The sequence below is a fragment of the Pseudoxanthomonas indica genome (assembly GCF_900167565.1).
Taxonomy (GTDB): Bacteria; Pseudomonadota; Gammaproteobacteria; order Xanthomonadales; family Xanthomonadaceae; genus Pseudoxanthomonas_A; species Pseudoxanthomonas_A indica.
The window spans coordinates 1,581,469-1,606,682 of sequence record NZ_FUZV01000002.1; the positions used below are offsets into that span (position 1 = coordinate 1,581,469).

At 65.9% G+C, this 25,214-nt stretch carries 24 protein-coding genes; 10 read left to right on the forward strand and 14 right to left on the reverse strand.

What is annotated here, in order from left to right:
• Positions 1-85 precede the first annotated feature (85 nt).
• The 5 genes from infA to trxB form a co-directional block, all read right to left on the reverse strand.
• Positions 86-304, reverse strand: coding sequence for a translation initiation factor IF-1 (infA, locus tag B5X78_RS17990; RefSeq protein WP_079726088.1), 219 nt, complete (start codon positions 302-304; stop codon positions 86-88).
• An 87-nt stretch (positions 305-391) separates the two neighbouring features.
• Positions 392-1,135, reverse strand: a complete 744-nt coding sequence (gene aat / locus B5X78_RS17995) for a leucyl/phenylalanyl-tRNA--protein transferase (RefSeq protein WP_079726089.1) — start codon at positions 1,133-1,135, stop codon at positions 392-394.
• A gap of 134 nt (positions 1,136-1,269) precedes the next feature.
• Entirely contained in the window at positions 1,270-2,403 is a 1,134-nt protein-coding gene (locus tag B5X78_RS18000) for a GNAT family N-acetyltransferase (protein ID WP_079726090.1), read from the reverse strand.
• A 3-nt stretch (positions 2,404-2,406) separates the two neighbouring features.
• The gene (locus B5X78_RS18005; RefSeq protein ID WP_176140903.1) at positions 2,407-3,312 is read right to left on the reverse strand and encodes a metallophosphoesterase; all 906 of its coding nucleotides are present in this window, start codon (positions 3,310-3,312) and stop codon (positions 2,407-2,409) included.
• Positions 3,313-3,349: 37 nt separating this feature from the next.
• On the reverse strand, positions 3,350-4,303 hold the full coding sequence (gene trxB / locus B5X78_RS18010) for a thioredoxin-disulfide reductase (RefSeq protein ID WP_079726092.1): 954 nt from the start codon (positions 4,301-4,303) through the stop codon (positions 3,350-3,352).
• Positions 4,304-4,407: 104 nt separating this feature from the next.
• Here trxB and B5X78_RS18690 point away from each other — a divergent pair, with 104 nt between their 5' ends.
• From B5X78_RS18690 to B5X78_RS18025, 4 genes are all read left to right on the forward strand, one after another.
• Positions 4,408-4,563, forward strand: coding sequence for a hypothetical protein (locus B5X78_RS18690; protein WP_176140904.1), 156 nt, complete (start codon positions 4,408-4,410; stop codon positions 4,561-4,563).
• A gap of 28 nt (positions 4,564-4,591) precedes the next feature.
• Entirely contained in the window at positions 4,592-6,967 is a 2,376-nt protein-coding gene (locus B5X78_RS18015; protein WP_079726093.1) for a DNA translocase FtsK, read from the forward strand.
• A 122-nt stretch (positions 6,968-7,089) separates the two neighbouring features.
• A complete protein-coding gene (gene lolA / locus B5X78_RS18020; protein ID WP_139381624.1) occupies positions 7,090-7,716 on the forward strand; it encodes an outer membrane lipoprotein periplasmic chaperone LolA in 627 nt (208 codons plus the stop codon).
• Between the two features lie 167 nt (positions 7,717-7,883).
• On the forward strand, positions 7,884-9,176 hold the full coding sequence (locus tag B5X78_RS18025) for a replication-associated recombination protein A (RefSeq protein ID WP_079726269.1): 1,293 nt from the start codon (positions 7,884-7,886) through the stop codon (positions 9,174-9,176).
• 6 nt (positions 9,177-9,182) lie between these two features.
• Here B5X78_RS18025 and crcB read toward each other — a convergent pair whose 3' ends face one another.
• Complete coding sequence (gene crcB / locus B5X78_RS18030; protein WP_229731097.1) at positions 9,183-9,581, reverse strand: fluoride efflux transporter CrcB; 399 nt, start codon at positions 9,579-9,581, stop codon at positions 9,183-9,185.
• Positions 9,582-9,950: 369 nt separating this feature from the next.
• Here crcB and B5X78_RS18695 point away from each other — a divergent pair, with 369 nt between their 5' ends.
• The 5 genes from B5X78_RS18695 (at position 9,951) to B5X78_RS18055 (ending at position 14,403) form a co-directional block, all read left to right on the forward strand.
• Positions 9,951-11,087, forward strand: coding sequence for a hypothetical protein (locus tag B5X78_RS18695; RefSeq protein ID WP_217698690.1), 1,137 nt, complete (start codon positions 9,951-9,953; stop codon positions 11,085-11,087).
• Between the two features lie 126 nt (positions 11,088-11,213).
• Complete coding sequence (locus B5X78_RS18820; RefSeq protein WP_229731098.1) at positions 11,214-11,702, forward strand: hypothetical protein; 489 nt, start codon at positions 11,214-11,216, stop codon at positions 11,700-11,702.
• A 74-nt stretch (positions 11,703-11,776) separates the two neighbouring features.
• The gene (locus tag B5X78_RS18045; protein ID WP_229731100.1) at positions 11,777-12,388 is read left to right on the forward strand and encodes a C39 family peptidase; all 612 of its coding nucleotides are present in this window, start codon (positions 11,777-11,779) and stop codon (positions 12,386-12,388) included.
• Positions 12,389-12,401: 13 nt separating this feature from the next.
• Complete coding sequence (locus B5X78_RS18050) at positions 12,402-12,923, forward strand: hypothetical protein (RefSeq protein ID WP_139381625.1); 522 nt, start codon at positions 12,402-12,404, stop codon at positions 12,921-12,923.
• 25 nt (positions 12,924-12,948) lie between these two features.
• Positions 12,949-14,403 carry an acetate kinase gene (locus B5X78_RS18055; RefSeq protein WP_079726097.1) on the forward strand — a complete coding sequence of 485 codons (1,455 nt, stop codon included), beginning with the start codon at positions 12,949-12,951 and terminating at the stop codon, positions 14,401-14,403.
• Between the two features lie 10 nt (positions 14,404-14,413).
• Here B5X78_RS18055 and B5X78_RS18060 read toward each other — a convergent pair whose 3' ends face one another.
• The 3 genes from B5X78_RS18060 to B5X78_RS18070 all read right to left on the reverse strand — a co-directional run bounded on the left by B5X78_RS18060 (position 14,414) and on the right by B5X78_RS18070 (position 18,713).
• The gene (locus tag B5X78_RS18060) at positions 14,414-16,066 is read right to left on the reverse strand and encodes a GMC oxidoreductase (protein WP_079726098.1); all 1,653 of its coding nucleotides are present in this window, start codon (positions 16,064-16,066) and stop codon (positions 14,414-14,416) included.
• 138 nt (positions 16,067-16,204) lie between these two features.
• Positions 16,205-17,101, reverse strand: a complete 897-nt coding sequence (locus B5X78_RS18065; protein WP_079726099.1) for a DUF2950 domain-containing protein — start codon at positions 17,099-17,101, stop codon at positions 16,205-16,207.
• A 16-nt stretch (positions 17,102-17,117) separates the two neighbouring features.
• Entirely contained in the window at positions 17,118-18,713 is a 1,596-nt protein-coding gene (locus B5X78_RS18070) for a DUF3300 domain-containing protein (protein ID WP_079726100.1), read from the reverse strand.
• Positions 18,714-18,864: 151 nt separating this feature from the next.
• On the opposite strand from B5X78_RS18070, the gene B5X78_RS18075 reads away from it, so the two are divergent.
• Positions 18,865-19,497: a cation efflux transmembrane domain-containing protein gene (locus tag B5X78_RS18075; protein WP_079726101.1), complete on the forward strand. Its 633-nt coding sequence runs from the start codon at positions 18,865-18,867 to the stop codon at positions 19,495-19,497.
• A gap of 24 nt (positions 19,498-19,521) precedes the next feature.
• Here the strand turns inward: B5X78_RS18075 and B5X78_RS18080 are convergent, their stop codons facing one another.
• The 5 genes from B5X78_RS18080 to B5X78_RS18100 form a co-directional block, all read right to left on the reverse strand.
• Positions 19,522-20,760, reverse strand: coding sequence for an MFS transporter (locus B5X78_RS18080; protein WP_217698691.1), 1,239 nt, complete (start codon positions 20,758-20,760; stop codon positions 19,522-19,524).
• A gap of 46 nt (positions 20,761-20,806) precedes the next feature.
• Complete coding sequence (locus B5X78_RS18085) at positions 20,807-22,093, reverse strand: MFS transporter (protein WP_079726103.1); 1,287 nt, start codon at positions 22,091-22,093, stop codon at positions 20,807-20,809.
• A gap of 35 nt (positions 22,094-22,128) precedes the next feature.
• On the reverse strand, positions 22,129-23,460 hold the full coding sequence (gene guaD, locus B5X78_RS18090) for a guanine deaminase (protein WP_079726104.1): 1,332 nt from the start codon (positions 23,458-23,460) through the stop codon (positions 22,129-22,131).
• A gap of 17 nt (positions 23,461-23,477) precedes the next feature.
• A complete protein-coding gene (locus B5X78_RS18095; RefSeq protein WP_176140906.1) occupies positions 23,478-24,386 on the reverse strand; it encodes an outer membrane protein OmpK in 909 nt (302 codons plus the stop codon).
• Between the two features lie 150 nt (positions 24,387-24,536).
• Positions 24,537-25,202, reverse strand: a complete 666-nt coding sequence (locus tag B5X78_RS18100) for a potassium channel family protein (RefSeq protein WP_079726106.1) — start codon at positions 25,200-25,202, stop codon at positions 24,537-24,539.
• Positions 25,203-25,214: the final 12 nt, after the last annotated feature.

The following is a 25,214-nucleotide window of genomic DNA, read 5'->3' on the forward strand; positions in this document are numbered from 1 at the left end:
AGGCGCCAGAGCACGCCACGTCAGAAACGAAGAAAGCGGCCAATGGCCGCTTTCTTTTTCAATGACTTGCGAACTTTAGTTCACGTCACTTCATACGATAGGTGATGCGACCCTTGGTCAGGTCATAAGGGGTCATTTCGACCTTGACCTTGTCGCCAGTCAGGATGCGGATGTAGTTCTTGCGCATGCGGCCGGAGATGTGGGCGATGATTTCGTGCCCGTTTTCCAGCTTCACCCGGAACATGGTGTTCGGCAGGGTCTCGGTGACCGTACCTTCGAACTCGATGGAATCGTCTTTCGACATGCAGACCTGTGGTGTGTGGGCCAGCATGGCCCGGGGCGATAAAGTCCGCGATTGTACGCCGACCGGGCCTTTCGTGCAAAAAAACCGTTAATGGTCGGGCCCGTGGGCCAGTGAAGCGGCCTTGCGCGGGCTGAAGCGCTCGCGCCAGTGGCCCGGAGCAAAGGGCAGGTCCACCTGCTGGCGGATGCACGCCAGGAACCGTTCGCGCGACCAGGGTTCGGCGCCGAGGCTGCGCGTATGCGGGTTGGCCACCTGCGCATCGATGAGCGGGAAGTCCCAGCCGTGCAACACCTGCGCCAGCGTCGCCAACGCGACCTTGGAGGCGCCGCTGACCGCGCTGAACATGCTCTCGCCAAAGAAAGCCCGGCCAATGGCCAGGCCATACAGGCCGCCTACCAGACGGTCACCGTCGAAGACTTCGATCGAATGGGCAATGCCGTGCCGATGCAGCTCGCCATAGGCCTGGCGCATGGCATCGGTGATCCAGGTCCCGTCCTGGCCGGCGCGCAGGGCCGCGCAGGCGGCCACCACGTCGGTGAAGCAGGTATCGGCGCGCACCGTCCACGTGCAATCGCGCAGCTCGCGGCGGAAACGCCGGCTCAGATGCACGCCGTCGGTGCGGAACACCGCGCGCGGATTCGGCGACCACCACAGCAACGGTTCGCCCTCCGAAAACCAGGGGAAGATGCCGCCGCGATAGGCGTTGAGCAGGCGCGGCAGGCTCAAGTCGCCACCGACGGCCAGTAAGCCATCCGGTTGCCGCAGCGCCCATTCCGCAGGCGGGAACGGCGCCTGCGGATCATCGGACAGCAGATAAGGGCGTTGGCTCATGCCGGCATTGTCGCCGTTTCGGAAGGTAGCGCATCGGCTTGGTTCGAGTCGGGGCTGAAGCCCCTCCCACACCCACAGCCACTCTAAGAGCCACTGCAGGAGGCACTTCTGTGCCGACCCCATCCGTCAGCGGTTCACTCAACGGAAGGTGGCTGCTTGAACGGCGAATGCGCCGCCAGGTTGCGCGCATAGCGCTGGATGGCGAGGGCCTCTTCGCCGCACCACTCACGCAGGGCGTCGCGGAAGGTGGGTTCCGCAATCCAATGCCGGCTGCGCACCAGCGTAGGCAGGAAACCGCGGGCCAGCTTGTGTTCGCCCTGGGCGCCCGGCTCGAACACGCGCAGGCCTTCGCGCAGGCAGTAATCAATGCCCTGGTAGTAACAGGTCTCGAAATGCAGGCCGGGCAGGGTGGTGTGCGCGCCCCAATAGCGACCGTAGAGGGTGTCGCCTCCGCGCAGGCACAGGGCGCCGGCGATGACTTCGCCATCGCGCTCGGCCAGGAACATGACCAGCTGTCGTGGCAGCGTCCGCGCCAGGTGGCGGAGGAAGGCCAGAGTCAGCGCCGGCGAGTTGCCGTACTCGCGGAAGGTCATCAGGTAGAAACCGAACATCGCGATCAGATCGTCATCGCTGGCTTCGTCACCGTGGACCACGCGAAAAGTCACGCCGGCCTTGGCCACCTTGCCCCGTTCCTGGCGAATGTTCTTGCGATGCTTGTGATCGAAGCTGGCCAGAAATCCGTCGAAGTCGCGCCAGCCCCGGTCGTTGCGCCAGTGGTACTGCACGTCCAAACGGCGCAGCCAGGTGCTGTCGAACGCCGCGTCTTCGTCTTCGCGATGGAAGTTGACGTGTGCCGAGGACCAGACGTCCTGCTGCGCCTGTTCGGTCATGGCCCGCAGCAAGGCGACGCGGGCAAGCTCGCTGCGCGCGAGCAGTCGCGGCCCGGTCACGGGCGAGTAGGGCACTGCGAACAACCACTTGGGAAAGTAATCCAGGCCGGCCCGCGCATACGCCTGCGCCCAAGCGTGATCGAATACGAACTCGCCGTGCGAGTTGTGCTTCTCGTAGCCGGGTGCGGCGGCGATCAGTTGCCCGCTGTCCCACAAAGTCAGATGGCGTGGTGTCCAGCCCCAGTCTTCACGCAGGCAGCCATGCGCTTCCAGGCCATGCAGGAAGGCGTGACTGACGAAAGGATGCGGCTCGGCCAGCAGACCATCCCATTGGCTAGCGGCCACGTCGGCCAGTGACGAAAGCAGGCGGACGTGCATGGCTCAGCGCTGCAGCTGCAGCACGTCGATGACGGGCGGGTTGAACAGGCGCAAGGGCAGGCCGATTTCACCCAGACCGGAGGTGGTGAACACGCGCACGCGGCCGTGCGGTGTCTGCAGCCATTGCTCGCCGCGGTCGAAGCCGTGCCGGGTCGGAATCACCTTGTGGTACAGCCAGGGAATGCGGATCTGGCCCCCATGCGTGTGCCCGGCCAGTACTAGCGTCGCATCGCCCGGCCGCAACTGCATCGCGCTGTCGGGATTGTGGACCAGCAGTAGGGTTGGCACGGCTGTCGTCGCCTGGCGCAGAAAGTCCGGATCGTCCTTCTGCGCCCAGCGATCCCCGAGTCCGGCCCAGCGGTAGCCAAGGCTTGTCGGCTGCAACTGGCCTTCGATGATGCGCACGCCATGCGCCTGCAGCGCAGCGCGCAAGGCCAGGTCGATATCCGGTCCCGGCATCTGCTGGTCGTGGTTGCCCAGCACCGCGTAAACCGGCACCCGCAGGCGCGACAAAGGGGCGAACATCACCTGCAACGATTCCCGCCGCGCCTGCGGCTCGTAGGTCAGATCGCCGGCAATCGCCACCGCGTCCACCTCGAGCTGGTTGAGCCGATCGACCACGCGCTGAAGGTAGGCCGGACTCTTGTATACGCCCAGATGGATATCGCTGATCAAAGCGATGCGCGCCTGCACGCCAGGGTCGGGGAGCGTGGTTTCCCGTACTTGGATCCACTGCGGCTCGACGAAGCGCGCCCAGACAAACACCAGGCTGCCCAACAGCAGCAGGCCGGTCAAGGCCCGCTGCAGCGGCCGCCGCTGCTTCCACAGCCGCCACAGCAACCAGCCAATGAAGGGCCACGCCAGCCAGCTGGCATGGAACAGACACTGCTTGATCAGCAGCTTGTCCATGGCGTGGGTCGGTCGTGGCTGCTGCGGCGTGGCTGGCTCAGGCGTCCTTGTCCAGGTAGCGCTCGGCATCGAGTGCGGCCATGCAGCCAAAGCCGGCCGAGGTGATGGCCTGGCGGTAGTGCTGATCGGCGACGTCACCGGCCGCGAACACGCCCGGCACGGTGGTGGCGGTGGCGCCGCCATCCAGGCCCGACTTGATGCTCAGGTAGCCGTTGTTCATGCCCAACTGGCCTTCGAACAGGCTGGTATTGGGGGTGTGGCCAATCGCCACGAAGAAACCATGCACGGGCAGATCGCGGGTGCTGCCGTCCTGCACCGACTTCACCCGCAGGCCGGTGACGCCGGCTTCATTGCCCAGCACTTCGTCCACGGTGTGATGCCAGACCGGTTCGATCTTGCCGGCCTGGATCTTGGCGAACAGTTTGTCCTGCATGATCTTTTCCGCGCGCAGGCTGTCGCGGCGGTGGACCAGGTAGACCTTGCGGGCGATGTTGGCCAGGTACAGCGCTTCCTCGACGGCGGTATTGCCGCCACCGACCACCGCCACGTCCTGGTCGCGGTAGAAGAAACCATCGCAGGTGGCGCAGGCGGACACGCCGCGGCCCTTGAACGCTTCTTCCGAAGGCAGGCCCAGGTACTTGGCGGTGGCGCCGGTGGCGATGATCAGCGCATCGGCGGTGTATTCGCCGTTGTCGCCAATCAGCTTGAACGGCCGCTGCGCCAGGTCGGCGGTGTGGATATGGTCGAAGATCACTTCGGTATCGAAGCGCTCGGCATGCGCCTGCATGCGCGCCATCAGATCCGGGCCCATCAGGCCGTGCGCATCGCCGGGCCAGTTGTCCACTTCCGTGGTGGTCATCAGCTGGCCACCCTGCTGCAGGCCGGTGATCACCACCGGCTTGAGATTGGCGCGTGCGGCGTAGACGGCGGACGTCCAGCCGGCGGGACCGGAACCCAGGATCAACAGGCGGCAGTGCTTCGAAGTGCTCATGTATACTCGCGAAAGAGGGATTTGGCCTGGCGATGCCGGCATCAATCGCCTCATCGCAGGCGTCATAGAGTGCGGGTGCGGTCTGGATCGATCAAGGCGCGCGGATGGAAAGCGTTGATGCACGACTCAAGCAGATGCCAATCGAACGGGCGCCCCGGCAGCGCCTTTTTTTCTGCCGTACCGCCAAGCCGTGCCAGATTGACGGCGACCCGGGTGAGGGGCTGAAATTCATCGAACTGTCGTTTATTATCAACGACTAATGTGACATTCCTAAGGTCTGGTCGAAAGGTGGCAAAAGCGAGCTCCGACAATCCCACTGCTGCCGCCAAGGTCAAGGGCGCCAACGCCGCCGCGCGCAAGCAGCCGGCCGCCGCCAACCCGCGCCGCCAGCGGCTGTGGCGCGACCTGGCGCTGATCGCGATCGCGCCCTTGCTGCTGTATCTGTTCGCCAGCCTGTTTTCCTTTTCGCCCGATGATCCCAGCTGGTCGCAGGCGGGCAGCGTTACCGCGCCGATCCACAACTGGGGCGGGCGAGTCGGAGCCTACCTGTCGGATCTGTTGCTGTACCTGTGCGGCTATGTCGCCTTCCTGCTGCCGGTGATCCTGGGTGCGGTCGCCTGGATCGCCTTGTTCGGCATGGATACCGATGGCGATGGCGAAGCCGATCTCGGACCGGCCTTGCGGCTGGTGGGCATGGTGGGCTTCCTCATCTCGGCCACCGGCCTGCTGTACCTGCGTGGTTTCTCGGCCGAGCATTTTTCTGCCGGCCCCGGCGGCATCCTCGGCACGCTGGTCGGCAAATCGCTGCTCAGCCTGTTCGGTGGCCTCGGTGGCAACCTGTTCCTGCTCGCCCTGTTCCTGGTCTCGGTCACGCTGGCCACCGGGTTGTCCTGGTTCGCGGTGATGGAGCGGATCGGCAAGGGCGTGCTGGCGCTGCCGGGCATGTTCCGCAAGGGCAGCCAGCAGGCGGCGGAATGGCAGCAGACCCGCGCGATGCGCGAGGAACGCGAGGAAGTACGCCGTACCGACGCCGTGCAGCGCGCCAAGCGCGAGCCGGTGCGGATCGAGCCGCCGCCGGCGCCGGTCATCGAGAAGAGCGAGCGGGCCAAGCGCGAGCAGCAGATTCCGCTGTTCCATGGCACCGGCGGCGATGAGTCCGGCCTGCCGCCGCTGTCGCTGCTGGACGATCCCAAGCCGCAGACCAAGGGCTATTCCGAGGAAACCCTGGAAACCCTGTCGCGCCAGATCGAATTCAAGCTCAAGGATTTCCGCATCGATGCGCAGGTGGTGGGCGCCTACCCGGGCCCGGTGATCACGCGCTTTGAAATGGAGCCGGCGCCGGGCGTCAAGGTCAGCCAGATCAGTTCGCTGGACAAGGACATCGCGCGCGGCCTGAGCGTCAAGTCGGTGCGCGTGGTCGATGTGATCCCGGGCAAGTCGGTGATCGGCCTGGAGATCCCCAATACCAGCCGCGAGATGATCTTCCTGAGCGAGTTGCTGCGCTCCAAGGAGTACGACAAGTCCGGCAGCCCGCTCACGCTGGCGCTGGGCAAGGACATCGCCGGTCGCCCGACCGTGGCCGATCTGGCGCGCATGCCGCACCTGCTGGTGGCCGGCACCACCGGCTCGGGCAAGTCGGTGGCGGTCAATGCGATGGTGCTGAGCCTGTTGTACAAGGCCAGCCCGAAAGATCTGCGCATGCTGATGATCGATCCCAAGATGCTGGAACTCAGCGTGTACCAGGGCATTCCGCATCTGCTGGCGCCGGTGGTCACCGACATGAAGGAGGCCGCCAACGGCCTGCGCTGGTGCGTGGCCGAAATGGAGCGGCGCTACAAGTTGATGAGCGCGGTGGGCGTGCGCAACCTGGCCGGCTTCAACAAGAAGGTCAAGGATGCGCAGGACGCCGGCCAGCCGTTGATGGACCCGCTGTTCAAGCCCAATCCGGATCTGGCCGAAGCGCCGCGTCCGCTGGAGCCGATGCCCTTCATCGTCATCTTCATCGACGAATTCGCCGACATGATGATGATCGTCGGCAAGAAGGTCGAAGAACTGATTGCGCGCCTGGCGCAGAAGGCACGCGCCGCCGGCATCCACCTGATCCTGGCCACCCAGCGTCCCTCGGTGGACGTGATCACCGGCCTGATCAAGGCCAACATCCCGACCCGCATCGCCTTCCAGGTCAGCTCGAAAATCGACTCGCGCACCATCCTGGATCAGTCCGGTGCCGAAACCCTGCTTGGACATGGCGACATGCTCTATCTGCCGCCCGGCACCGCCATGCCCGAGCGTATCCACGGCGCGTTCGTCAGCGACGAGGAAGTCCATCGCGTGGTCGAACATCTCAAGGCCACCGGCAGCGCCGACTACATCGAAGGCGTGCTGGAAGAAGTGCAGACCCTGGGCGATGGCATCGTGGTCGGACCCACCGGATTGCCGGAGAGTGGCGGCGGTGCGGGCGATGAAAGTGATCCGTTGTACGACGAAGCCGTGCGCATCGTCACCGAGAGCCGGCGTGCTTCGATCTCCGGCGTGCAGCGTCGCCTGAAGATTGGCTACAACCGTGCGGCCCGCTTGATCGAAGCCATGGAAGCCGCCGGCGTGGTGACGCCGCCCGAACACAATGGCGATCGCCAGGTGCTGGCGCCGCCGCCGCCGCGCTAGCCCCTCGGCTGAACGCAGCCGGGCCTACGTCCGCGTTGGCGGGCCCGGCCATGCATCCGATTCATCTTGTTTGTCTCACACTCCCGCCCATTCCCCTCACGTCGCCCAGGACGCCCACGACGATGAAAGCCATTGCCCGCCCCGTACTCTTTCTCGCCACCGCCTTGCTCGCCAGCCAGGCCTGGGCCGGCGCACGCGATCAACTGAAGACGTTCACCACCGGCCTGAAAGGGCTGGACGGCCAGTTCGTACAGCAGGTGCATGACGGGGGCGGCAAGCTCAAGGAAACTTCCAGCGGCAGCGTCGCGCTGTCGGCGCCGCGCCTGTTCCGCTGGGAATACAACAAGCCATTCGAGCAGTTGATCGTGGCCGATGGCAAGAAGGTCTGGGTCTACGACCCGGATCTGAAGCAGGCCACCGTGCGCGATCAGGGCGTGGAAGAACAGAACAGCCCACTGTCGGCGCTGATTGACCCGGGCAAGCTGGACCAGCAGTTCAACGTCAAGGAAGGTGGCAGCCAGAACGGCCTGGAGTGGCTGACGCTCACGCCCAAGCGCGAAGGCGACGCCAGCTTCCAGTCGGCGCGTCTGGGTTTCAATGCCCAGGGCCTGGCGCAGATGGAAGTGGTGGACGCGGTTGGCCAGCGCACCACGCTCAAGTTCAGCGGCTGGAAGCGCAACCCCAGCTTCGCCAGCGGCACCTTCAAGTACGCCCCTGGCGCCGGCGTGGACGTGGTCGGCGGCGACTGAGGCCAGGTAGGCGGGGATCGATGCCCCTGTAGGAGGGGTTGGCCAGACGTGCGTCTGTCAGAAGCCAGCCCCGAAGCCGTTACAATCCCCGGGTGCCCAAGGCGACCCGGAAAAACCGCAGCCCCTTCCAGCAGCACGATGATCTGCTGAGCGTGGATCGCACGGCGATGCGGCCGCTTGCCGAACGCATGCGGCCGCACACGCTGGACGAGATGGTCGGTCAGCGCCGCCTGCTCGCCGAAGGCAGCGCACTTCGCCGCGCGGTGGAATCAGGCCGCATCCATTCAATGATCCTGTGGGGTCCGCCCGGTTGCGGCAAGACCACCCTGGCGCTGTTGCTGGCGCAGTATGCCGAAGCCGAATTCGTCGCCATTTCCGCCGTGCTGTCCGGCTTGCCGGAAGTGCGCGCGGTGCTGGCCGAAGCGGCGCAGCGTTTCGCCGAAGGCCGCCGCACGGTTCTGTTCGTCGACGAAGTGCATCGCTTCAACAAGACCCAGCAGGATGCGTTCCTGCCGCATATCGAGCGCGGCACCATCGTGTTTGTCGGCGCCACCACGGAAAACCCTTCCTTCGAACTGAACTCGGCGCTGCTTTCACGCTGCCGCGTGCATGTGATGGAAGCCGTCTCCACCGACGACATCGTCCAGGCGCTGCAACGTGCACTCGACGACGAGGAACGTGGCCTGGGCGGGCAGGGCATCGTGGCCAGCGCCGAATCGCTGCGCGAGATTGCCGGCGCCGCCGATGGCGACGTGCGCCGTGCGCTGACCCTGCTGGAAATCGCCGCCGAACTGGCGGCCGATGAAGGCAATTCCATTACCCCGCACACGCTGGCGCAGGTGCTGGCCGATCGCACGCGCCGCTTCGACAAGGGCGGCGAACAGTTCTACGACCAGATTTCGGCGCTGCACAAGTCGGTGCGCAGTTCCAATCCCGATGGCGCAGTGTACTGGCTGGCGCGCATGCTCGATGGCGGTTGCGATCCCGTGTACCTGGCGCGTCGCCTGACCCGGATGGCGGTGGAGGACATCGGCCTGGCCGATCCGCGCGCGCTGCAGATGGCGGTGGATGCGTGGGATACCTACGAACGGCTTGGCAGCCCGGAAGGCGATCTGGCGCTGGCGCAGGTGGCGATCTATCTGGCCAGCACGGCCAAGTCCAACGCCGCTTACATGGCTTTCAACCAGGCGCGCAGCGATGTGCGCGAGTACGGTACGCAGGACGTGCCACTGCACCTGCGCAATGCACCGACCAAGCTGATGAAGCAATTGGGCTATGGCAGCGGCTACCAGTACGACCACGATGCGGCAGGCGGCATCGCCCTGGATCAAACCGCCTTCCCGGATGCCATGGGCGAACGAGTTTACTACGAACCGGTCGAGCGCGGCCTCGAGATCAAGCTCAAGGAGAAACTCGATCGCCTGCGCACACAACGGCGACAGGCGCGCGGCGAAGACTGAGCGCGCTCAGCGCAACAGGCGCACGCTGGCAATGCCCAGCGCGGTCATCAACAACGAGCCGAACACATGGCTGCCAATCACCGTGGCGGCCCAGCCGTATTGCTGGCGCAGGATCAGTTGCATGGTCTCGGCCGAGAAACTCGAGAACGTGGTCAGCCCGCCCAGCAAACCGGTGATCACGAACAGGCGCCACTCCGGCGACACCTGCGGGTGGGTGGAGAACCACGCCATCGCCATGCCGATCACATAGCCGCCAATCAGGTTCGCGGCGAGCGTGCCATAGGGGAAGGGACCGTCCGCCGGGTTGAGCCAGATACTCAGTCCCCAGCGGGCCCAGGCGCCCAGCGTTGCGCCCAGGGCAATGGCGAACAGCGACTGCAACACCGGCATTACCTCGCGTGACAACGTTGAGAACAGGTCTGGCGACCTCGACAGAAGGCCGGACGGATCGCCGATGTGCTGCCGCTTGAACGCTGGCCCGCACCGGCGCCGGCTACCGATTGTCGGTCGAAAAAAGACCTTTTTGTGCGGCAGACGAGCGGCAAACGCCTTAGCGGAATCATAACAACTGGGCCAGAGATAACTAACATTTAATGTGCAAGCGTGACGGGCGTCGTTTTTTAGCGCCTCCCCTGGGCGCCAGACGACTCAAGGAGAAAAACAATGTGCACACGTAAGACTCTCATTGCATCCGCGGTGCTTCTGGGACTCGGTCTTTCGGGACAGGCATTCGCACAGGCAACAAGCAACGAAAGTGGTGCTGGTGATGACATCGTGGTCGCGGTCGACCTGGATGCCACCGACAGCAGCACTCATGATGACAGCGACAACAGCAACCACAGCAAGGCCTGGTCGGACGGCTACGGCACGGCAGCCGCCAGCAATGGCAGCACCGCGACCTCGACCTTCTCCAACTCGTTCAACAGCAGCAAGGCGATCGCCGAAACCAAGCTGATCGGCAGCGTTTCGGGCGTGGGCGTGAGCGACATTGGCAACTCCGCCAAGAACTGGGGCAGTGCTGATGGCGGACGCGGCGGCAGCGGTGGCGACGGCTACGGCGGCAAGGCCTATGCTGGTGACGGCGATGGCGGCAAGGCGATCGGCGGCGACGGCGACAGTGGCCGGGCATCCGGTGGCGGCGGCTACAGCGGCAAGGCCTATGCCGGTGACGGCGACGGCGCCCGCGGCAGTGGCGGCGACGGCGGAGACGGTGGCAATGCCAAGGGTTACGGCGCAAGCGGCGGTGACGGCAAGGCCGGTAGCGGTCATGCCCTGGCCGGCAGCGCAGCCGGTGGTGGCGGTGCCAAGGCCGGTGGTTGGGGCGGTGGCAAGGCCAACGGCGGAGACGGCGGAGACGGCGGCTACGTGCGTGAGCGCGGTGCTGGCGATGCGTCCGGCGCAGGTGGTGCAGGCGGCGCCGGTGGCGCAGGCGGCACCAATGGCGATGGCACTGCAACCGCAACGGGCGGCGCAGGCACCTCGGGCGCAGCAACGTCCACCAGTGGCGCAGCCACCGGTACCGGCGGTGCCGGCGGCTCCGTGGCCTCCAATGGTGGTGCGGCAGGTGCAGGCGCAGCCGGCACCGGCGGTTCCGGCACGGGTGGTGCGGCAACCTCGGGTGATGGCACCGGTGGTGCCGGCACGTCCGGCGACGGCACCGGTGGCTCGGCCACGGCAGGTGCGGGCACCGGTGGTGGTGCCTGGGGTGGTGCAGGCACCGGCGCAGCAGGGGGCGCAGGTGGTGCAGGCGGCGCGGTGACCAACGATGCAGGTGCGTTCAACATGTCGAACAACATGACCAGCGTCGGCCAGTCCGCCGCGGGCATCATGGTGGCGGCACAGAACAGCGGCATGGCCTCGCTGATCCAGCAGGGCATCACCGTGCAAGCCAACCTGACCGTAGGCCCATAAGCGCTCCTGGTCTGCCTGTCTGCTCCTGCAGACAGGCAGCCTGCATGCGCGAAATCCGATCCCGCCCGCGTGGCGGGATCGGTACTGCTGTCAGTCGCGCATGGACGGAACGCATGGCAAAGGAGAATGACCATGCAGTCCCCAGTTTCCGAGCAATTGCGGTCAACCCGGTTGCGACGTCGGCTCCTCTTGTGGGCTGGCCTGGCCAGTCTCGTGCTGCCCGGCATGGCGTGGGCAGCCGATCCGGCTGCGGTGGTCGCGGATCCGGCACAGACCAGCGCCGCGGCCGCGCCTGAAACGACTCTTCCAATCCCGCTGCCCAGCCAATGGACGGCAATGAAAGAACGCAGCGTCAACCTGCTGGGCGCGCCGGTCGGCGTGGCCCGCCTGGAGACGATGCGCGGCGGCGAAGACAAGCACGAGAGCGTCATCCTGGTCGATGGCAAGGTCGACAACAACACGGCCGATCACATCATCAGCGGTAGCAACACCATTACCGATACCGCCTTTGACAGCGCCAACGGCATCAACACCATCATCCAGAACACCGGGACCAACGTCCTGATCCAGAACGCGATGGTGGTGAACGTCAACTTCGGGGGCACGCCACAGTGAAATCGCGGCGCATCGCCAGCATCCTTCTCATGCTGTCGGTGGCATGCGCACCGTTGCGTGCCGCGGAGGTCCAAGTGCGCGTGCCCACCGGCGGCGCCTACACCATGCGCGTGACCAGCCTGAAGGAAGCGCGCTTCGGCACCACCATTCCGCAGCAGTACGACTTCAGTTGCGGATCGGCGGCGATCGCCACCTTGCTGACCTACCAGTACAACTATCCGGTCAGCGAGGAAGAGGTCTTCATGCGCATGTATACGCATGGCGACCAGGCGCGCATCCGCCGCGATGGTTTTTCCCTGCTCGACATGCGCCGTTACCTGCAGTCGCTTGGCTACGAGGCCGACGGCTTCGAGCTGCCGTTGGAAAAACTGCTGGAAGAGGGCGTACCGGCGATCGTCCTGCTCAACGACCGTGGCTACCGCCATTTCGTGGTGGTCAAGGGTCTGAAGAATGGCCGCGTGCTGCTGGGCGATCCGGCACGCGGCACCCGCGCCATGCCGCGCTCGCGATTCGATGCGTTGTGGGACAACCGCGTGATGTTCGTGGTCCACAACCGGCGCGAACTGGCGCAGTTCAACAATGCACGCGATTGGCGCACGGCGCCGCCGGCGCCGCTGGATATCGGCATCCAGCGTGACGGCCTGCGCAACTCCACTACGCCACGTCGCGGGCCAGGAGACATCTGACATGGAATGGACAATGGGAAAATCAATCAGCGCCTGCGCGCTGATGCTCGGCGCCCCCTTGGCGCAACAGGCCGCCGCACAGGACGTGGACGCGGCCAACAGCTCACCGGCCAAGAATGGCTTCGGCGACGAATGGGTGCCGGTCGATCCCGCCCGGCTGGACGAGATGCGCGGCGGCTTCGAGTTGCCGTCGGGGCAGGTGCTCTCGTTCGGCATTGAGCGCGCGGTCTACGTCAACGGCGAACTGCTGGCCAGCAACACCTTGCGCATCTCTGACCTGTCCAAGGTCAGTGCCGCCGATGTCAAGGCAATGACCGAGTTCAACAAGGGCCTGGTCGTGCAGATAGGTGACAACAACACCTTCGAGCCTGCCAAGGTGCCGGGTGCGGTGGTGATCCAGAACACCCTGGACAACCAGCACATCGTCAGCATCACGCGCATGGACATCGGCAGCAACGTCTTGTCCAGCTTCCAGGAAATGAATGCCAGCAATGCATTGCATGACAGCCTGATCAACGCAGCCAGCTACTACTAACCCCCACCCACGTGAGGATTCGCAGATGAAAGGGACGTCGCCGCTGAACCTGATGCTGCTGCCAATGGCCATTGCCGCCGGCCTGTCATCGCCGAATTCCGCGCAGGCCCAGCAAGCCGCGCCTGCGACGGCGCCGCCTGCGGTGCCGGCCGCCGCGCCCGGTGCGAGTTCGCTGGAAGATTTGCAGCGGCAAATCAACGAGCAGCGCCTGCGCCTGGAGCAGACGCAGCAGCAACTACAGGTGCAGCAGCAGGAACTGATGCGGCTGCAGGGTGCGTTGAACCAGGAGATTCTCGCCAGCGCACGCGCGCGTGGAGCGACGGCGCCGGTGCTGGTGCCGTCGTTGAACCAGGGCCCGGTGATGGTGTCGCCGCCGGCGCCGGCGGCACAAGGCGCGGTGGTCGCGCAGAACGCGGCCGCGTCCGCACCGGCAACGACCGCCGTCGCCGCAGCGCAGGACCCGGCCAAACCGCCTCAAGAGAATGCGCCACAGCCGGTGGGACAGGCGCCGGAATCCGACTCACGCCCACCGGAGGTGGCGCAAATTTTCGATCAGCCCGGCGTGCTCACGCCGCGCGGGAAATTCGTGCTCGAACCCTCGGTCCAATACGGCTACTCGTCCAATGATCGCGTGTCGCTAGTGGGCTACACGGTCATTCCCGCGATCCTGATCGGCCTGATCGATGTCCGCCAGGTCAAGACCACCACGGCGGTGACCACCCTGACCGGGCGCTACGGTCTGACCCGCCGTTTCGAACTGGAAGGCAAGCTGCCTTACGTCTACATCAACGGCGACACGGTCAGCCGCGAGATCTTCACCGGCACCGCGCAGGATCGCGTCTTCAATGCCGATGGCAACGGCATGGGCGATGTCGAGATGACCGCCCGCTACCAGATCAATGAAGGCGCGGCCGACAAGCCGTTCTACATTGGCTGGCTGCGCTACAAGAGCCGCACCGGCCGGGATCTGTTCGAAGTGGTCACCGACTGCGTGACCCGCTGCGTGCAGAACACCACCGGCACCGGCTTGCCGCTGGAGCTGCCGACCGGCAGTGGCTTCGAAGCCGTGCAGCCCGGCCTGACTTGGTTGTTCCCGTCCGACCCGGTGGTGTTCTTCGGCAGCCTGAGCTACCTGTACAACTTCGAACGCCACAACGTGCAGCGCAAGCTGCTGCTCGGCCAGACCGAGGAACTCGGCAACATCAAGGCCGGCGACATCATCGGCCTGAATCTAGGCCTGGGCCTGGCCTTGAATGAAAAAGCCGCCATCAGCATCGGTTACGAAATGAACAGCATCGGCAAGACCGAACAGAATGGCCGCGACGCGCCCGGTTCGGTGCGCATCACCCTGGCCTCGCTGCTGCTCGGCGGCACCTATCGCTTCAACGATCACGTCTCGCTCAACGTGGCGCTGGGCGCGGGCGTGACCGGTGATACCCCCGATGTCTCGCTGACCGCGCGCGTTCCGATTACCTTCTGAGCGCGCCGGCTCAGTACAGGAACAGATAGTCGCGCAGGTGATCGGCCAGGCGCATGCTCAGCGCGGCGATGGTGAAGGTGGGGAAGGCCCAGCCGCCGGTGGGAAACACCGAGCTGCCGACCACGTGCAGGTTGTCCACACCGTGCACGCGACCATTGCGATCGACCACGCCGCTGCGCGGGTCATCGGACATGCGGGTGGTGCCCATATGGTGGGCAGTGCCCTGCAACGCCGGTGCGGCGCCGCTTTCCTGCAACCAGTCATCCATCTGGAAGCGGCCACCGCAGGCGCGCGCCAGCTCATCGCCGAACAGGCCGGCGGCGGTGCGGTAGGTGTGCCAATCCAGATCGGTCAGGCGCCAGTCCACGTTGACCTGGCGCAGTCCCAGCGCGTCGGTATCGGCGCCCAGGCGCACCCGGCTGTCCGGATTGGGCGCCTGCTCGAAGTAGCCGATGACATCCACGTGATCCGCCTTGACCAGTGGCTGGCGGGCGAACTTGTTCAACATCCCGCGGGCGATGTCGCCCATGCCGGGCGCCATCTGCAGCGCCAGCCGCGCCATGCCCTCCGCGGGCTCGGCGGTTTGGGATTGCTGTGGGTACAGGCTGAGCGAGGCCGACATCTGGCCTTCCAGTGACTGGCCCTCGTCCGGCTGCTCACGGCGCATGCGTGAGCGCAGCTTGCGCATGGCGCGGATGCCGGGCGGTGCTTCGCCTTCCACCGCGACTGGTCGCACGCGGCCACTGAGCAGGCCATGGCGGCGCATCGCGGCATCGGCCAGGCACAGTTCCGGAAACGCGGGCGCCGGCCCTTTGCCGCCGGTGCGATCGTAGGGACGGGTCAGGCGCGTGGTCGAATCGGCATGCAAGGTGCCCAGCCGACCGCGCGGGTGATCCATGAAGTAGCGGCCCACCAAACCATGTTCATTGCCAAGACCATGCGACTGCACCGAATCGGACAGCAGCAACAGCCGGGCGTTCTCGATGCCGCCGGCGGCCAGCACGAACTGGCGCGCACGCACGTGCCCGCGGCGTCCATCGAGCGAACCGATGCTCGCCTGCTGCACCAGATCGCCTTGCGGGCTGGCCTGCAGCTCCAGCAGGTTGGCATTCAAGACCAGTTGCACGTTGCGCGACTGTTCCAGCTCGCGTCGATAGCGGTGGCCGAAAAACACCGGGCTGAGGACGAAATTGCGGTTGACCAGGCGCTCCTGATCAAACTGCAGCGGCGCGCGCGCCGCCGGGGTATGAAAGCCATGCTCGTCGAACTCGTGCTGGCTGATGTCCAGCATGGCGCGGGCGCGCTGGTAGTAGGGGTGCAGGTCGGTGTAGTCGAGCGGCCAGCCGCTGTCCGGCACCCACTCGCGTGTGTCCAGGTCCATCCGGCTCAGCGGCATGCAGCCACCACCCCAGACATTGGTGCTGCCGCCAAAGGCACGCAGGCGGCACCGCGCGGGATCCAGTTCCGGTTCGCCCACGCTGGCCCCGGCATACAGGGCCTGCACTTCGGGATCACCGGCCAGCCCACCGCCTTCCAACAGGCAGATGCGGATGTTGGAGCCCAGGAACTGATGCGCCAGGATGATCCCTGCCGGTCCCGCCCCCACGATGCACAGGTGCGCATCAAAGTCGTCCGGCCCATTCTGGCGGTAGTCGAACAGCATCACGTCTCCCCAAGGCGCCACCGACGTGGCAGCCGCCACGTCTTCGAAGTGGAAACGGCAGGAACGGCCCGCGCAGGCCACGCACGCGCACGCTGCCGATCCGGCCGTCAACGCGAGGTGAGGGAAGCGGTGGTCCGGCTAGGGCGCGGCGGCGGTCGGGGTATCCAGCTTCCAGCTGTCATCCGGGTCGAAGGACTTCAGCGCACGCGCCACGCGTTCGCCGCCGGCGCCCAGATCCTTCTCGAAGACATCGCCTTCGTGGCTGATCATGAAGCTCATCACGCCGGTGTCGTTGTAGCGGGCCGGCCACGCCACCATCGCAAAGCCGCGGCTCATGTTGTCGCCCAGCCGGTAGCTGTAGGCGCCGCCGGGCGCGGAAGGTCCCTGCGCGTCGAGGATGCGGAAGTGGTATCCGTGCCACTCGCCATTGGGCGTTTCATCACCGAACAGCGGGCCGAGCGGACTGATTTCGCCGCTGTCGTCGTCGGCCCAGTACAAGCCGTCATGTTCGCCGTCGCTGCTGACGAACTTCTGCGCGTACTCCAGCACGCCGTCGCCATCGCGATCGTCGTGCGCGTATTCCGATTGCGCATCGTGGTAGGCGAGCATGGCCTGCAACACCGCCAGTTCGTTGTTGCCGATGCGGCGGGCGCGGATCTCGTCGGCGCCGCCCTTGAGGTCGAACGACCAGCCACCGGCGCTTTGCCGCAACGGCACCGGCAGCACCCAGGCCTCCTTGCCCACGCTCAGACGCGACTTGCCATCGCTGCCGGTTTCAATCGCGTGGCGCTCGCGGTACTTGCGCAGGAAGGCATCCACATCCTTGCGCTCGACCTGGTCGGTGGGGATGTAGTCGCGCCATTGCTTGCCCAGCACCGTGGCCAGCTTGGCCGCGTCGGCCTTGTCCGTTCCGAGTGCATCGACCAGCGCCTGGCTCGCCGCGTCGGCACTGGGGTAAGCCTGTTGCGCCAGCGCCACGCCCACCACCAGCGCAGCGGTGCAGGGCAGCAAGGTCCAGAGCAAGCGTGTCTTCATGGCGGGCCTCATGGATTCAGCGATGGCGTCCGCCGCCACCCTGGCGTTGCGGTGGATGCGAAGCGCGGTTGACCTGATGTCCACCGCCGCCGCCGCGGGCAGAGGCGGTCGAGCGGTTGCCGGCGGCGCGGCTGTTGTTGCCGCGTTGCGTGGCCGCATGCGAACCGCCGGAGCGGCTGGCGCCGGCGAAGGCGTTGTTCTGCGCCGAGCCGCCGCCACGGTTGCTACCGGCGTTGTGTTGGCGCGCGTTGTTGCGTGCGGCGTTGTTGGCCTGGCTGCTGCGCGGCCGGTTGGCGGAGGCGCTGCGGTTCTCGCCGGAGTGGGCGCGATCCCGCGCCTGGTGCGACGACGCCGTCGAGGCTGCGCGATCGCGCGCGGCGTCGCGTCCGCCGGCTTGCGGTCGCGGCTGGCGCTGGTTGAGGTTGTCGAGATCGCGACCGGCATGGCTGCGGCCGGCCTGATCGCGGGCCTGGCGCGCCGAATCCCGCGCCTGCTGGTTGTTGCGCGCGGGCGCATCCACGCCGCGTCGCTGCATGGATTCGCTGGCGCGTGCGCGCGCCTGCGCGCGCGAGGCATCGTCGCCACGGAATTCGTTGCGGCGATCGGCGCCGTCCAGTTGCCGACCATTGCGTTCGCGATTGGCGCTGTCGCGATACGGCACGCCATCGCGATGGCGCGGGTCGTGCGTCCAGCGGTTCTGGTTGACGTCCAGGCGGTTGTTGACGTTGACATTGTTGTAGCGGTTGACGTTGATGTCGACGTCGTTGTCGTTCCAGTCGAAGCCGCCCCACAACGAATCGGTGATGGCCAGGCCCACGCCGAACGCCAGGCCGCTGGCCAGCGCCGTACCCACCGGGTAGTACGCCGATGGCGGCGGGTAGTAGGCCGGTGGATACGACGGATAGGCCCATGCGCCATACACCGTGGTGGGGTTGTAGCTCGGCACGTACACCACGTCGGGGCTGGCCGGTTCGATCACGATGATCTGATCACCGCCGCCACCGCCACCACTGTCGGCAGCGACAGCGGCAGAGCTTTGCGCCGGCGCGCTGCCGCCGCCCGCGGCCGGCTGCACGGCGACCTTCTGGTATTCGTTGCTCTGCAGGTTGCCGGCTGCCTGCGCCTGCCGGCGCAGTCGCTGCACGGCGTCCATCACATCATCCGGCTGCGCCAGAAACGCATCTCCCAGTCGCTGCACCCACCCCGGATCCTGTCCCATCAACGCCAAGGCCTGCGGAAACGCGACCAGCGATTGCACGCTCGGATCCCAGGGCTGGGTGGCCACCTGCTTCACCGCCTCGTCGCCCTGCGCCTTGGGGTTGGCCTTGGACCACGTCACGGCATCAGCCACATCGCCAGGGTAGGTGGCGGCCATCAGCACCTGTGCAAGCAGCGAGTCCGGGTAGAGCGCAATCGGCGCGACCATCTGATCCAGTTCCGCCTGTTCGAATACGGCTTCCTTGGCGGCAGGAACTGGCGCGGGTGCGGGTGCTGCGCTACTGGCGGCGGGCGTGGCGGCGGGAGGCGTTGCCGCCGGCGTGGGCGCTTCCTTCTTGCAAGCGCTCAGGGCCAGGGCGGCGATCAAGGCTGAGGTCACCAGTGAATAGCGCATGGGTCGGCTCCTTGCCGGCCCGTCAGGGCGGCGCTGGCACCTTGAGCCCGAGCTTGTTAGGTGACGGTGAATGCGTAAGAAGGTGCGGAATTCCCGCCAAAAACACCCATGCTCGCCGTTAAGATGGGCGCGATAGCGGAGTGTCGATTCCATGAGCGATTGTTGCGGTTGCGGCAAGACCATCGATGTCAAAGCCATGCAGGCCGGGCAACGGCGGGTGTTGCTGATCGTCCTGGTGATCAATGCGGCCACCTTCTTGATGATGGTCGCGGCTGCGGTGTACAGCCATTCCTCGGCACTGCTGTCCGGTGCACTCGACAATCTCGGCGATGCCTTGACCTACGCGCTCAGCCTGGCGGTGATTGCGGCCAGCCCGCTGGCCAAGGCGCGCGTTGCATTGTTCAAGGGCCTGTTGATCCTCGCGGCGGCCGGTGCGGTCGCCGTGCAGATGGCATGGCGCCTGGCGCATCCGGCGCTGCCGCTGTTCGAAGGCATGGGCGTGGCCGGGCTGTTGAATCTGGGCATGAACGCGGTCTGCCTGTATCTGCTCACGCCGTTCCGCAATGGCGACATCAACCTGTCGTCGGCCTGGGAATGCGCACGCAACGATATCTACGAGGGCATGGCCGTCATCGTCGCTGCCGCGCTGGTCTGGCTATTCGGCGCGGGCTGGCCGGATCTGCTGATCGCCGCGGCGCTGCTGGTGCTGTTCCTGCGCTCGGCGCTGCGGGTGTTGCGCGGGGCGTGGCAGGAACTGCGACAGGGCGTGCACGCTGCCGGATAAGCCGCCAGGTTTGCCGCGGCGCGTTCAGTGCGTGCCGTGACCCGGATACGTTTCGCGCATCAACGCCGCGATCACCCAGGCGATGCCGATTCCCAGCAGCAGCGGCCGGGCCGCAAACTGCGCCATCGCCAGGCTTCCCGTCGCCACGCCGGCATCGGCCGCCACACTGGCCCGCATGCCGGGCCGGCTGATCATCAAGCCGCCGACGATGAACATCAGTCCGTTGACGATGGCGGCGGAGGTTCCGATCCGCGCCGGTTCCACCACATCGGCCGCCGTGCTGAAAGCCAGCATGTGCGCCGCGTTGCCGAAGCCGAACAACAGGCACAGCGCGATATCAAGCCAGGCGCCCTGTGGCGGCAGATACAACAGACTGGCCAGTGCGACCAGCTGCAGCGCGATGCCCACGAGGACCGGCCCTTTGCGTCGACGCCAGTGGTCCGAGGCCCACGGCGCCACGAAACATCCCGCCGCCAGACCGAGCCACAGCATCGATGCGCCCAGGTTGGCCATGTCCGCGGGCAGCCCGCGCACCATCAACAGCTTCGGCCCCCACACCACGCCCAGGGCGAGCATCGCGCCAAAACACAACGCGCCAAACGCCGCCGCCACCCACACATGCCCGCGGCGCGCCACGCTCGCCAACGATTGCAGCACGCCTGCCAGGAACGGTGCGTGGCCGTGGCTTGTCACCGGTGCGGGATCACGCAGCCAGAGCACGGCCGCGAGCAACAGCAGCACACCCATGCCGCAGACCCGCGCGAACAGAGGACGCCACGCCAGCGCCTCCAGCGCCACGCCCAGCAGGTTCTGATTGAAGGCCGAGAACAGCGATGCCGAGAACTGCACCAGCCCGAACATGAAACTGAACCTGGCCCAGCCAAACCAGCTGCCGCCCACATAGCCCGCGCCGACAAAGCCGGTGCAGGCGCCCAGCGCGATCACCAGCTGCGATAACAGCAACATGGCAAAGCTCTGCGCGCTGGCAAACATCCCGATGCCCAGGGTGACCAGCACGATGGCCGGCAACAACACGCGGCGCGCACCCAGCCGATCCAGCAAGGGACCGCTCAGGAACTGACAGGCGGCGAACATCCAGGTGTAGACCGCTGCGATCACCCCCACCTGGGCAATCGACAGACCCACATCCTTCTGCACGCTGGCGTTGACGATCGAGTAGCCGGTCTGGAAGCTGAAGTAGTAGACGACAAACGCCACCGCCGTGGCCCACGCCAGCCAGGCGCGCCGACGGCCGCCTGGCAAGGGGGAAAGCGCGGGAGCCTGCATGGGCGGGCAGCGGCGCGGGTGCTCAGTGGTGCGCCGGATACGTCTCGCGCATCACCAGCGCGATCAGCAGCGCCAGCACGCACGCCACCAGCGCCGGCAGCGCCGCGTACTGGGCCAGCTGCAGCGAAGCGGGCGGCACGCCGGCTTCCAGGCCCCAGCCGATGCGCACGCCGGGACGATTCATCAGGATGCCGCCGAAGATGAACATGATGCCGTTGACGATCGCGGCCGAGGTCCCGATCTGGCTTGGCTTCACGACATCGGCCGCCGTGCTGAAAGCCAGCATGTGCGCGGCATTGGCGAAGCCGAACAGGAAGCACAGGATGAAGGCGAACAACAGGCCGATGCCGCCGAGGTAGAGCAGGATCAGCAACGCCAGCAGCTGCACTACCGCGCCCACGATGATGGGCAGCTTGCGGCGCTGGATCACATCCGACCAGTGCGGGATCACCGCGCTGCCCGCGGCCAGGCCGAACCACAGCATCGACGCGCCGAAGTTGGAGGTGCCTTCGCTGAAACCATGCACCTGCAGCAGCTTCGGCATCCACACCACGCCCAGCGCCAGCATCACGCCGAAGGAGTAAGCGCCACCCAGCGCCGCGACCCACACATGGCCGATCTTGGCCACCTCGGCCATGTTGCGCAGCACCGAGCCGAAGAACGCGCCGATGCCGCCTTCATCGTGATGCTCCACCGGGGCGGGATTGCGGATGTACATCAAGGCGAGCACGAACAACACGATCCCGGAGATTGCCGTCCAGTTGAACAGCGTGCGCCAGGTGGTGGCGCTCAGCGCCAGGCCGATCAGGTTGACCGAGAACGCCGAGGTCAGCGCCGCGACCACCTGCACCAAGCCGAACATGAAGCTGAACTTGGCCATGCCGAACCACTGGCCGCCGACATAGCCGGCACCGACGAAGCCAGTGCAGGAACCGATGGCGATGATCACCTGCGACAGCAACAGCATGCCGTAGCTGTGCGCATTGGCGAACATGAAGATGCCCAGCGTCACCAGCGCGATCGAGATCGGCAACACCTTGCGCGAACCCAGCCGATCCAGCAGCGCGCCGCCAAAGAACTGGCAGATCGCGAACGCCCAGGTGTAGACGGCGGCAATCGTGCCGACCTGGGTGATGTTCAGGCCGACATCCTTCTGTACGCTGGGATTGACGATCGCGTAGCCGGTCTGGAAGCTGAAAAGATAGACCACGAAGGTGACGGCAAGTATCCATACCCACCACGCCATGGTGCCGCCCAGCGGGAACGAGCGGGTCGGAGGCGAAATGGCGCCGGGATTGGTGACGGACATGGCAGGTTCTCCGTGGGTGGTTGAGGTAATCCGGCTCAGGCGGCGCGTTGGTAACGCAATTCGCCGGCAATGTAGGTGGCCTGCACGGCGCGGTCGTCGCCCAGGGTCATCTGTACGAACAGCGCTTCATGGATGTCTTCGACAAAGCTCATGCGGTAATCGATGATCGGCGTGGATCGCATGTCCAGCACCACGATGTCCGCTTCCATGCCCGGCGCCAGGCTGCCGACCTTGTCTTCGATGTACATGGCGCGCGCGGTGCCGCGCGTGGCCAGGTAGTAGGCGTGGCCGGCGGTCAGCTTGCGGCCGTTGAGCTGGGCGGCCTTGTAGGCCTCGTTGAGCGTGGCCAGGATCGAGAACGACGTGCCCGCGCCGAGATCCGTGCCCAGCCCGACGCGCGCCGGCCGCCGTGCATCCTGCGCCTTGAACACATCCAGATAGCCGCTGCCCAGGAAGAAATTGGACGTCGGGCAGTGCGAGATTGCCGAGCCCGTGCCGTGCACGGTCTGCAGTTCGTCCTCGGTCAGATGGATGCCGTGACCAAACACCGCACGCGGGCGACACAGCGCATGGTGGTCGTAGACATCCAGGTAGCCCTTGCGATCCGGGAACAGCGACTTGACCCAGGCCACTTCGTCGACGTTTTCCGAGACGTGGGTCTGCATGTAGCAGTCGGGAAACTCGTTCCACAGTTCGCCGGCCGACTGCAGCTGGTCACCGGTACTGGTGGGCGCGAAACGCGGGGTGATGGCATACATCAGGCGGCCGCGACCATGCCACTGCCGGATCAGCGCCTTGGAGTCGTCATAGCCGCTCTGGGTGGTATCGAGCAGGTAGTCCGGCGCGTTGCGGTTCATCAGCACCTTGCCCGCGGCCATGCGCATGCCCAGGCGCTCGGCCTCCTCGAACAAGGCGTCCACCGATTGCGGAAACACCGTGCAATACACGCAGCTGGTGGTGATGCCGTTGCGCAGGCACTCTTCCAGGAACACCTTGGCCACCGACGCGGCAAAGGCCTTGTCAGCATATCTGCGCTCGGTGGGGAAGGTGTACTTGTTGAGCCAGTCCAGCAGTTGCTCGCCGAAGGCGGCGATCATCGGCGTCTGCGGGAAGTGCACGTGGCTGTCGAGGAAGCCGGCCGAGATCAGCGCATCGGCGCCGTATTCCTTCACCGCCAGGCCGGCAGGCAGCTGCGGCAACACCTGCGCGGCCGGACCGAAATGGGTGATGCGGCCATCGGCCATCGCCACGACCGCGTCGGACTCGTAGACCATCGTCGCTTCCAGCCCCTCCTGGAACGGGTCGCCGCGAAAGGTCAGCGCTGGCCCGCGGATGGCGCGGGTGGGTTGCGATGGGTTCGCTGCCATGTCGTTTGCTCCCACGATCAGAAGTGGTACTTGAACAACAGGCTGGCGGCCTGCTGGTGAGTGTCGAAGCCGGACGAGTTGGGGATCTGGTACTTGTTCCACCACAGATCGACCTCGACGCCGGCATAGAATTTCCTGGGTGCGTAGCCGGCCAGCTCGCCCAGGTCCACGGTCAGTTGCGGATTGAGGTGGTAGCTCCACTGCTCCGAGCCCAGACCCAACACCCAGTCGTAGTAGCCGTCCAACAGCCAGTCGCTGCCGCCGACGGTGAACGGATAGCTGGCCACCATCGTGATCTGCATGTCGCGGAAACCGTGCTCCGTGCCTTCGGTCAGTTCCGCGCGGCCATAGATGTTCAACTGCACGTAGTTGAACTTGCCCAGCCCACCCAGCAGGCCGGCTTCGCGCACATCCAGGTTCAGTCCCAGTCCGACCAGGGCCGCTTCGGCCACGTCCGGGTCTTCGCCGCGTTCGTACTGCAGCGCCAACAACACGTCCTTGATCTCGAACAGGCTCCGCTTGAAGAACGTGTGGCTCAAGTCCTTGCCCGAGAGTTTGCCGAAGCTCAGGCGCGGGCCGAACTCGCCATACCAGGTGTCCTTGTCGAGCCCCGCCGGTGCACCATGCATGCGGGTGAAGTCGACGAACATGAAGAGGTCACCCACCTTCGATTCATGCGCGTGCTCCAGGGTGATCGTGGACTGCTCCGAAGGGTCGACTTCAAACCCGGTGCCCCAGGGCAGCACCGACACGCTGGTGTCGGTCCACAGGAAGAACGAGTCAGCCGCCGGAGGTGTGGCCGGCGTCGCAGCCGCATCAGCCGCTGTTTCCTGCGCGAACGCGGGCGTCAGGGCGCCCGCGATCCACGCGATGGCCCAGGCCAGTGCGTGACGACCGCCGAACTTCAACGAGCAGCAGGTCAACACCCAATTCTCCCGACGGCAGCGCCGTGGCCGCGGCGCGCGAGCGTACGTCGTGGAATACCGTCTCCACACCGATCGCCACGCTAGCGCGGAACCGGCGACGGCAGAATTGGCCCTTGGCCCAATGAAATCCCGCCGCTCCCACGTGCGCGTTCACCCGGAGCGGACTGCACCGCGCAGGCCGACGAGTCGTGCGATCAGCAGGGCCAGATAGAGCTGGCCGACGATGCATTCGAACAGCGCCAGGCCACGCATGACCTTGCTGGCCGGGGTGATGTCGCCGTAACCCAGCGTGGCCAGGGTGACGAAACTGAAGTAGAGCGAATCGCCAAAGTCCAAGCCTGTAGTGGCCGGCTGACCGCCCACCATCATCGACCCCGGCCAGACAGTGGACAGCGTCGCCACGATCACGCCACCGCACATGCCGAGCAGCAGGTAGCCGCTCAGGGCCGCGTAGAAGTGTTCGACATCCACCGCCACCGCCGACAACGAGTAGCGGATGGAATGGTAGGCCGCCATGCCGCCCAGACCGCACCACAGCACGGCGCCGGCGATGGGAATCACGTTGGTGTCGACATCGCGCGCCAGCCAGCGCAGCAGCTGCACGGCCAGGACCAGCAGCACCAGCACCGCCCGCCGGATCTTCACGCCGATCGGAAACACCGCGGCGATCAGGCAGCCGAACAGCAGCGCTTCCATGGCGTCATCGCCGAAGTGCAGCGCATCCAGCAGCGGGCCTACCGAGATCGTGGCCAGCAGGCTCCAGAACAACAAGGCGTAGCGGTGGCCTTGCAGCAAGTGGGCGGGCGAGGCACGCATGGAGTGGCGCGC

Coding starts and splice junctions, on each gene's coding strand:
- infA (WP_079726088.1), bottom strand. CDS start 304: ATGTCGAAAGACGATTCCATCGAGTTCGAAGGTACGGTCACCGAGACC.
- aat (WP_079726089.1), bottom strand. CDS start 1,135: ATGAGCCAACGCCCTTATCTGCTGTCCGATGATCCGCAGGCGCCGTTC.
- B5X78_RS18000 (WP_079726090.1), bottom strand. CDS start 2,403: ATGCACGTCCGCCTGCTTTCGTCACTGGCCGACGTGGCCGCTAGCCAA.
- B5X78_RS18005 (WP_176140903.1), bottom strand. CDS start 3,312: ATGGACAAGCTGCTGATCAAGCAGTGTCTGTTCCATGCCAGCTGGCTG.
- trxB (WP_079726092.1), bottom strand. CDS start 4,303: ATGAGCACTTCGAAGCACTGCCGCCTGTTGATCCTGGGTTCCGGTCCC.
- B5X78_RS18690 (WP_176140904.1), top strand. CDS start 4,408: ATGGAAAGCGTTGATGCACGACTCAAGCAGATGCCAATCGAACGGGCG.
- lolA (WP_139381624.1), top strand. CDS start 7,090: ATGAAAGCCATTGCCCGCCCCGTACTCTTTCTCGCCACCGCCTTGCTC.
- B5X78_RS18025 (WP_079726269.1), top strand. CDS start 7,884: ATGCGGCCGCTTGCCGAACGCATGCGGCCGCACACGCTGGACGAGATG.
- B5X78_RS18820 (WP_229731098.1), top strand. CDS start 11,214: ATGACCATGCAGTCCCCAGTTTCCGAGCAATTGCGGTCAACCCGGTTG.
- B5X78_RS18050 (WP_139381625.1), top strand. CDS start 12,402: ATGGGAAAATCAATCAGCGCCTGCGCGCTGATGCTCGGCGCCCCCTTG.
- B5X78_RS18055 (WP_079726097.1), top strand. CDS start 12,949: ATGAAAGGGACGTCGCCGCTGAACCTGATGCTGCTGCCAATGGCCATT.
- B5X78_RS18060 (WP_079726098.1), bottom strand. CDS start 16,066: ATGCTGTTCGACTACCGCCAGAATGGGCCGGACGACTTTGATGCGCAC.
- B5X78_RS18065 (WP_079726099.1), bottom strand. CDS start 17,101: ATGAAGACACGCTTGCTCTGGACCTTGCTGCCCTGCACCGCTGCGCTG.
- B5X78_RS18070 (WP_079726100.1), bottom strand. CDS start 18,713: ATGCGCTATTCACTGGTGACCTCAGCCTTGATCGCCGCCCTGGCCCTG.
- B5X78_RS18075 (WP_079726101.1), top strand. CDS start 18,865: ATGAGCGATTGTTGCGGTTGCGGCAAGACCATCGATGTCAAAGCCATG.
- B5X78_RS18085 (WP_079726103.1), bottom strand. CDS start 22,093: ATGTCCGTCACCAATCCCGGCGCCATTTCGCCTCCGACCCGCTCGTTC.
- guaD (WP_079726104.1), bottom strand. CDS start 23,460: ATGGCAGCGAACCCATCGCAACCCACCCGCGCCATCCGCGGGCCAGCG.
- B5X78_RS18100 (WP_079726106.1), bottom strand. CDS start 25,202: ATGCGTGCCTCGCCCGCCCACTTGCTGCAAGGCCACCGCTACGCCTTG.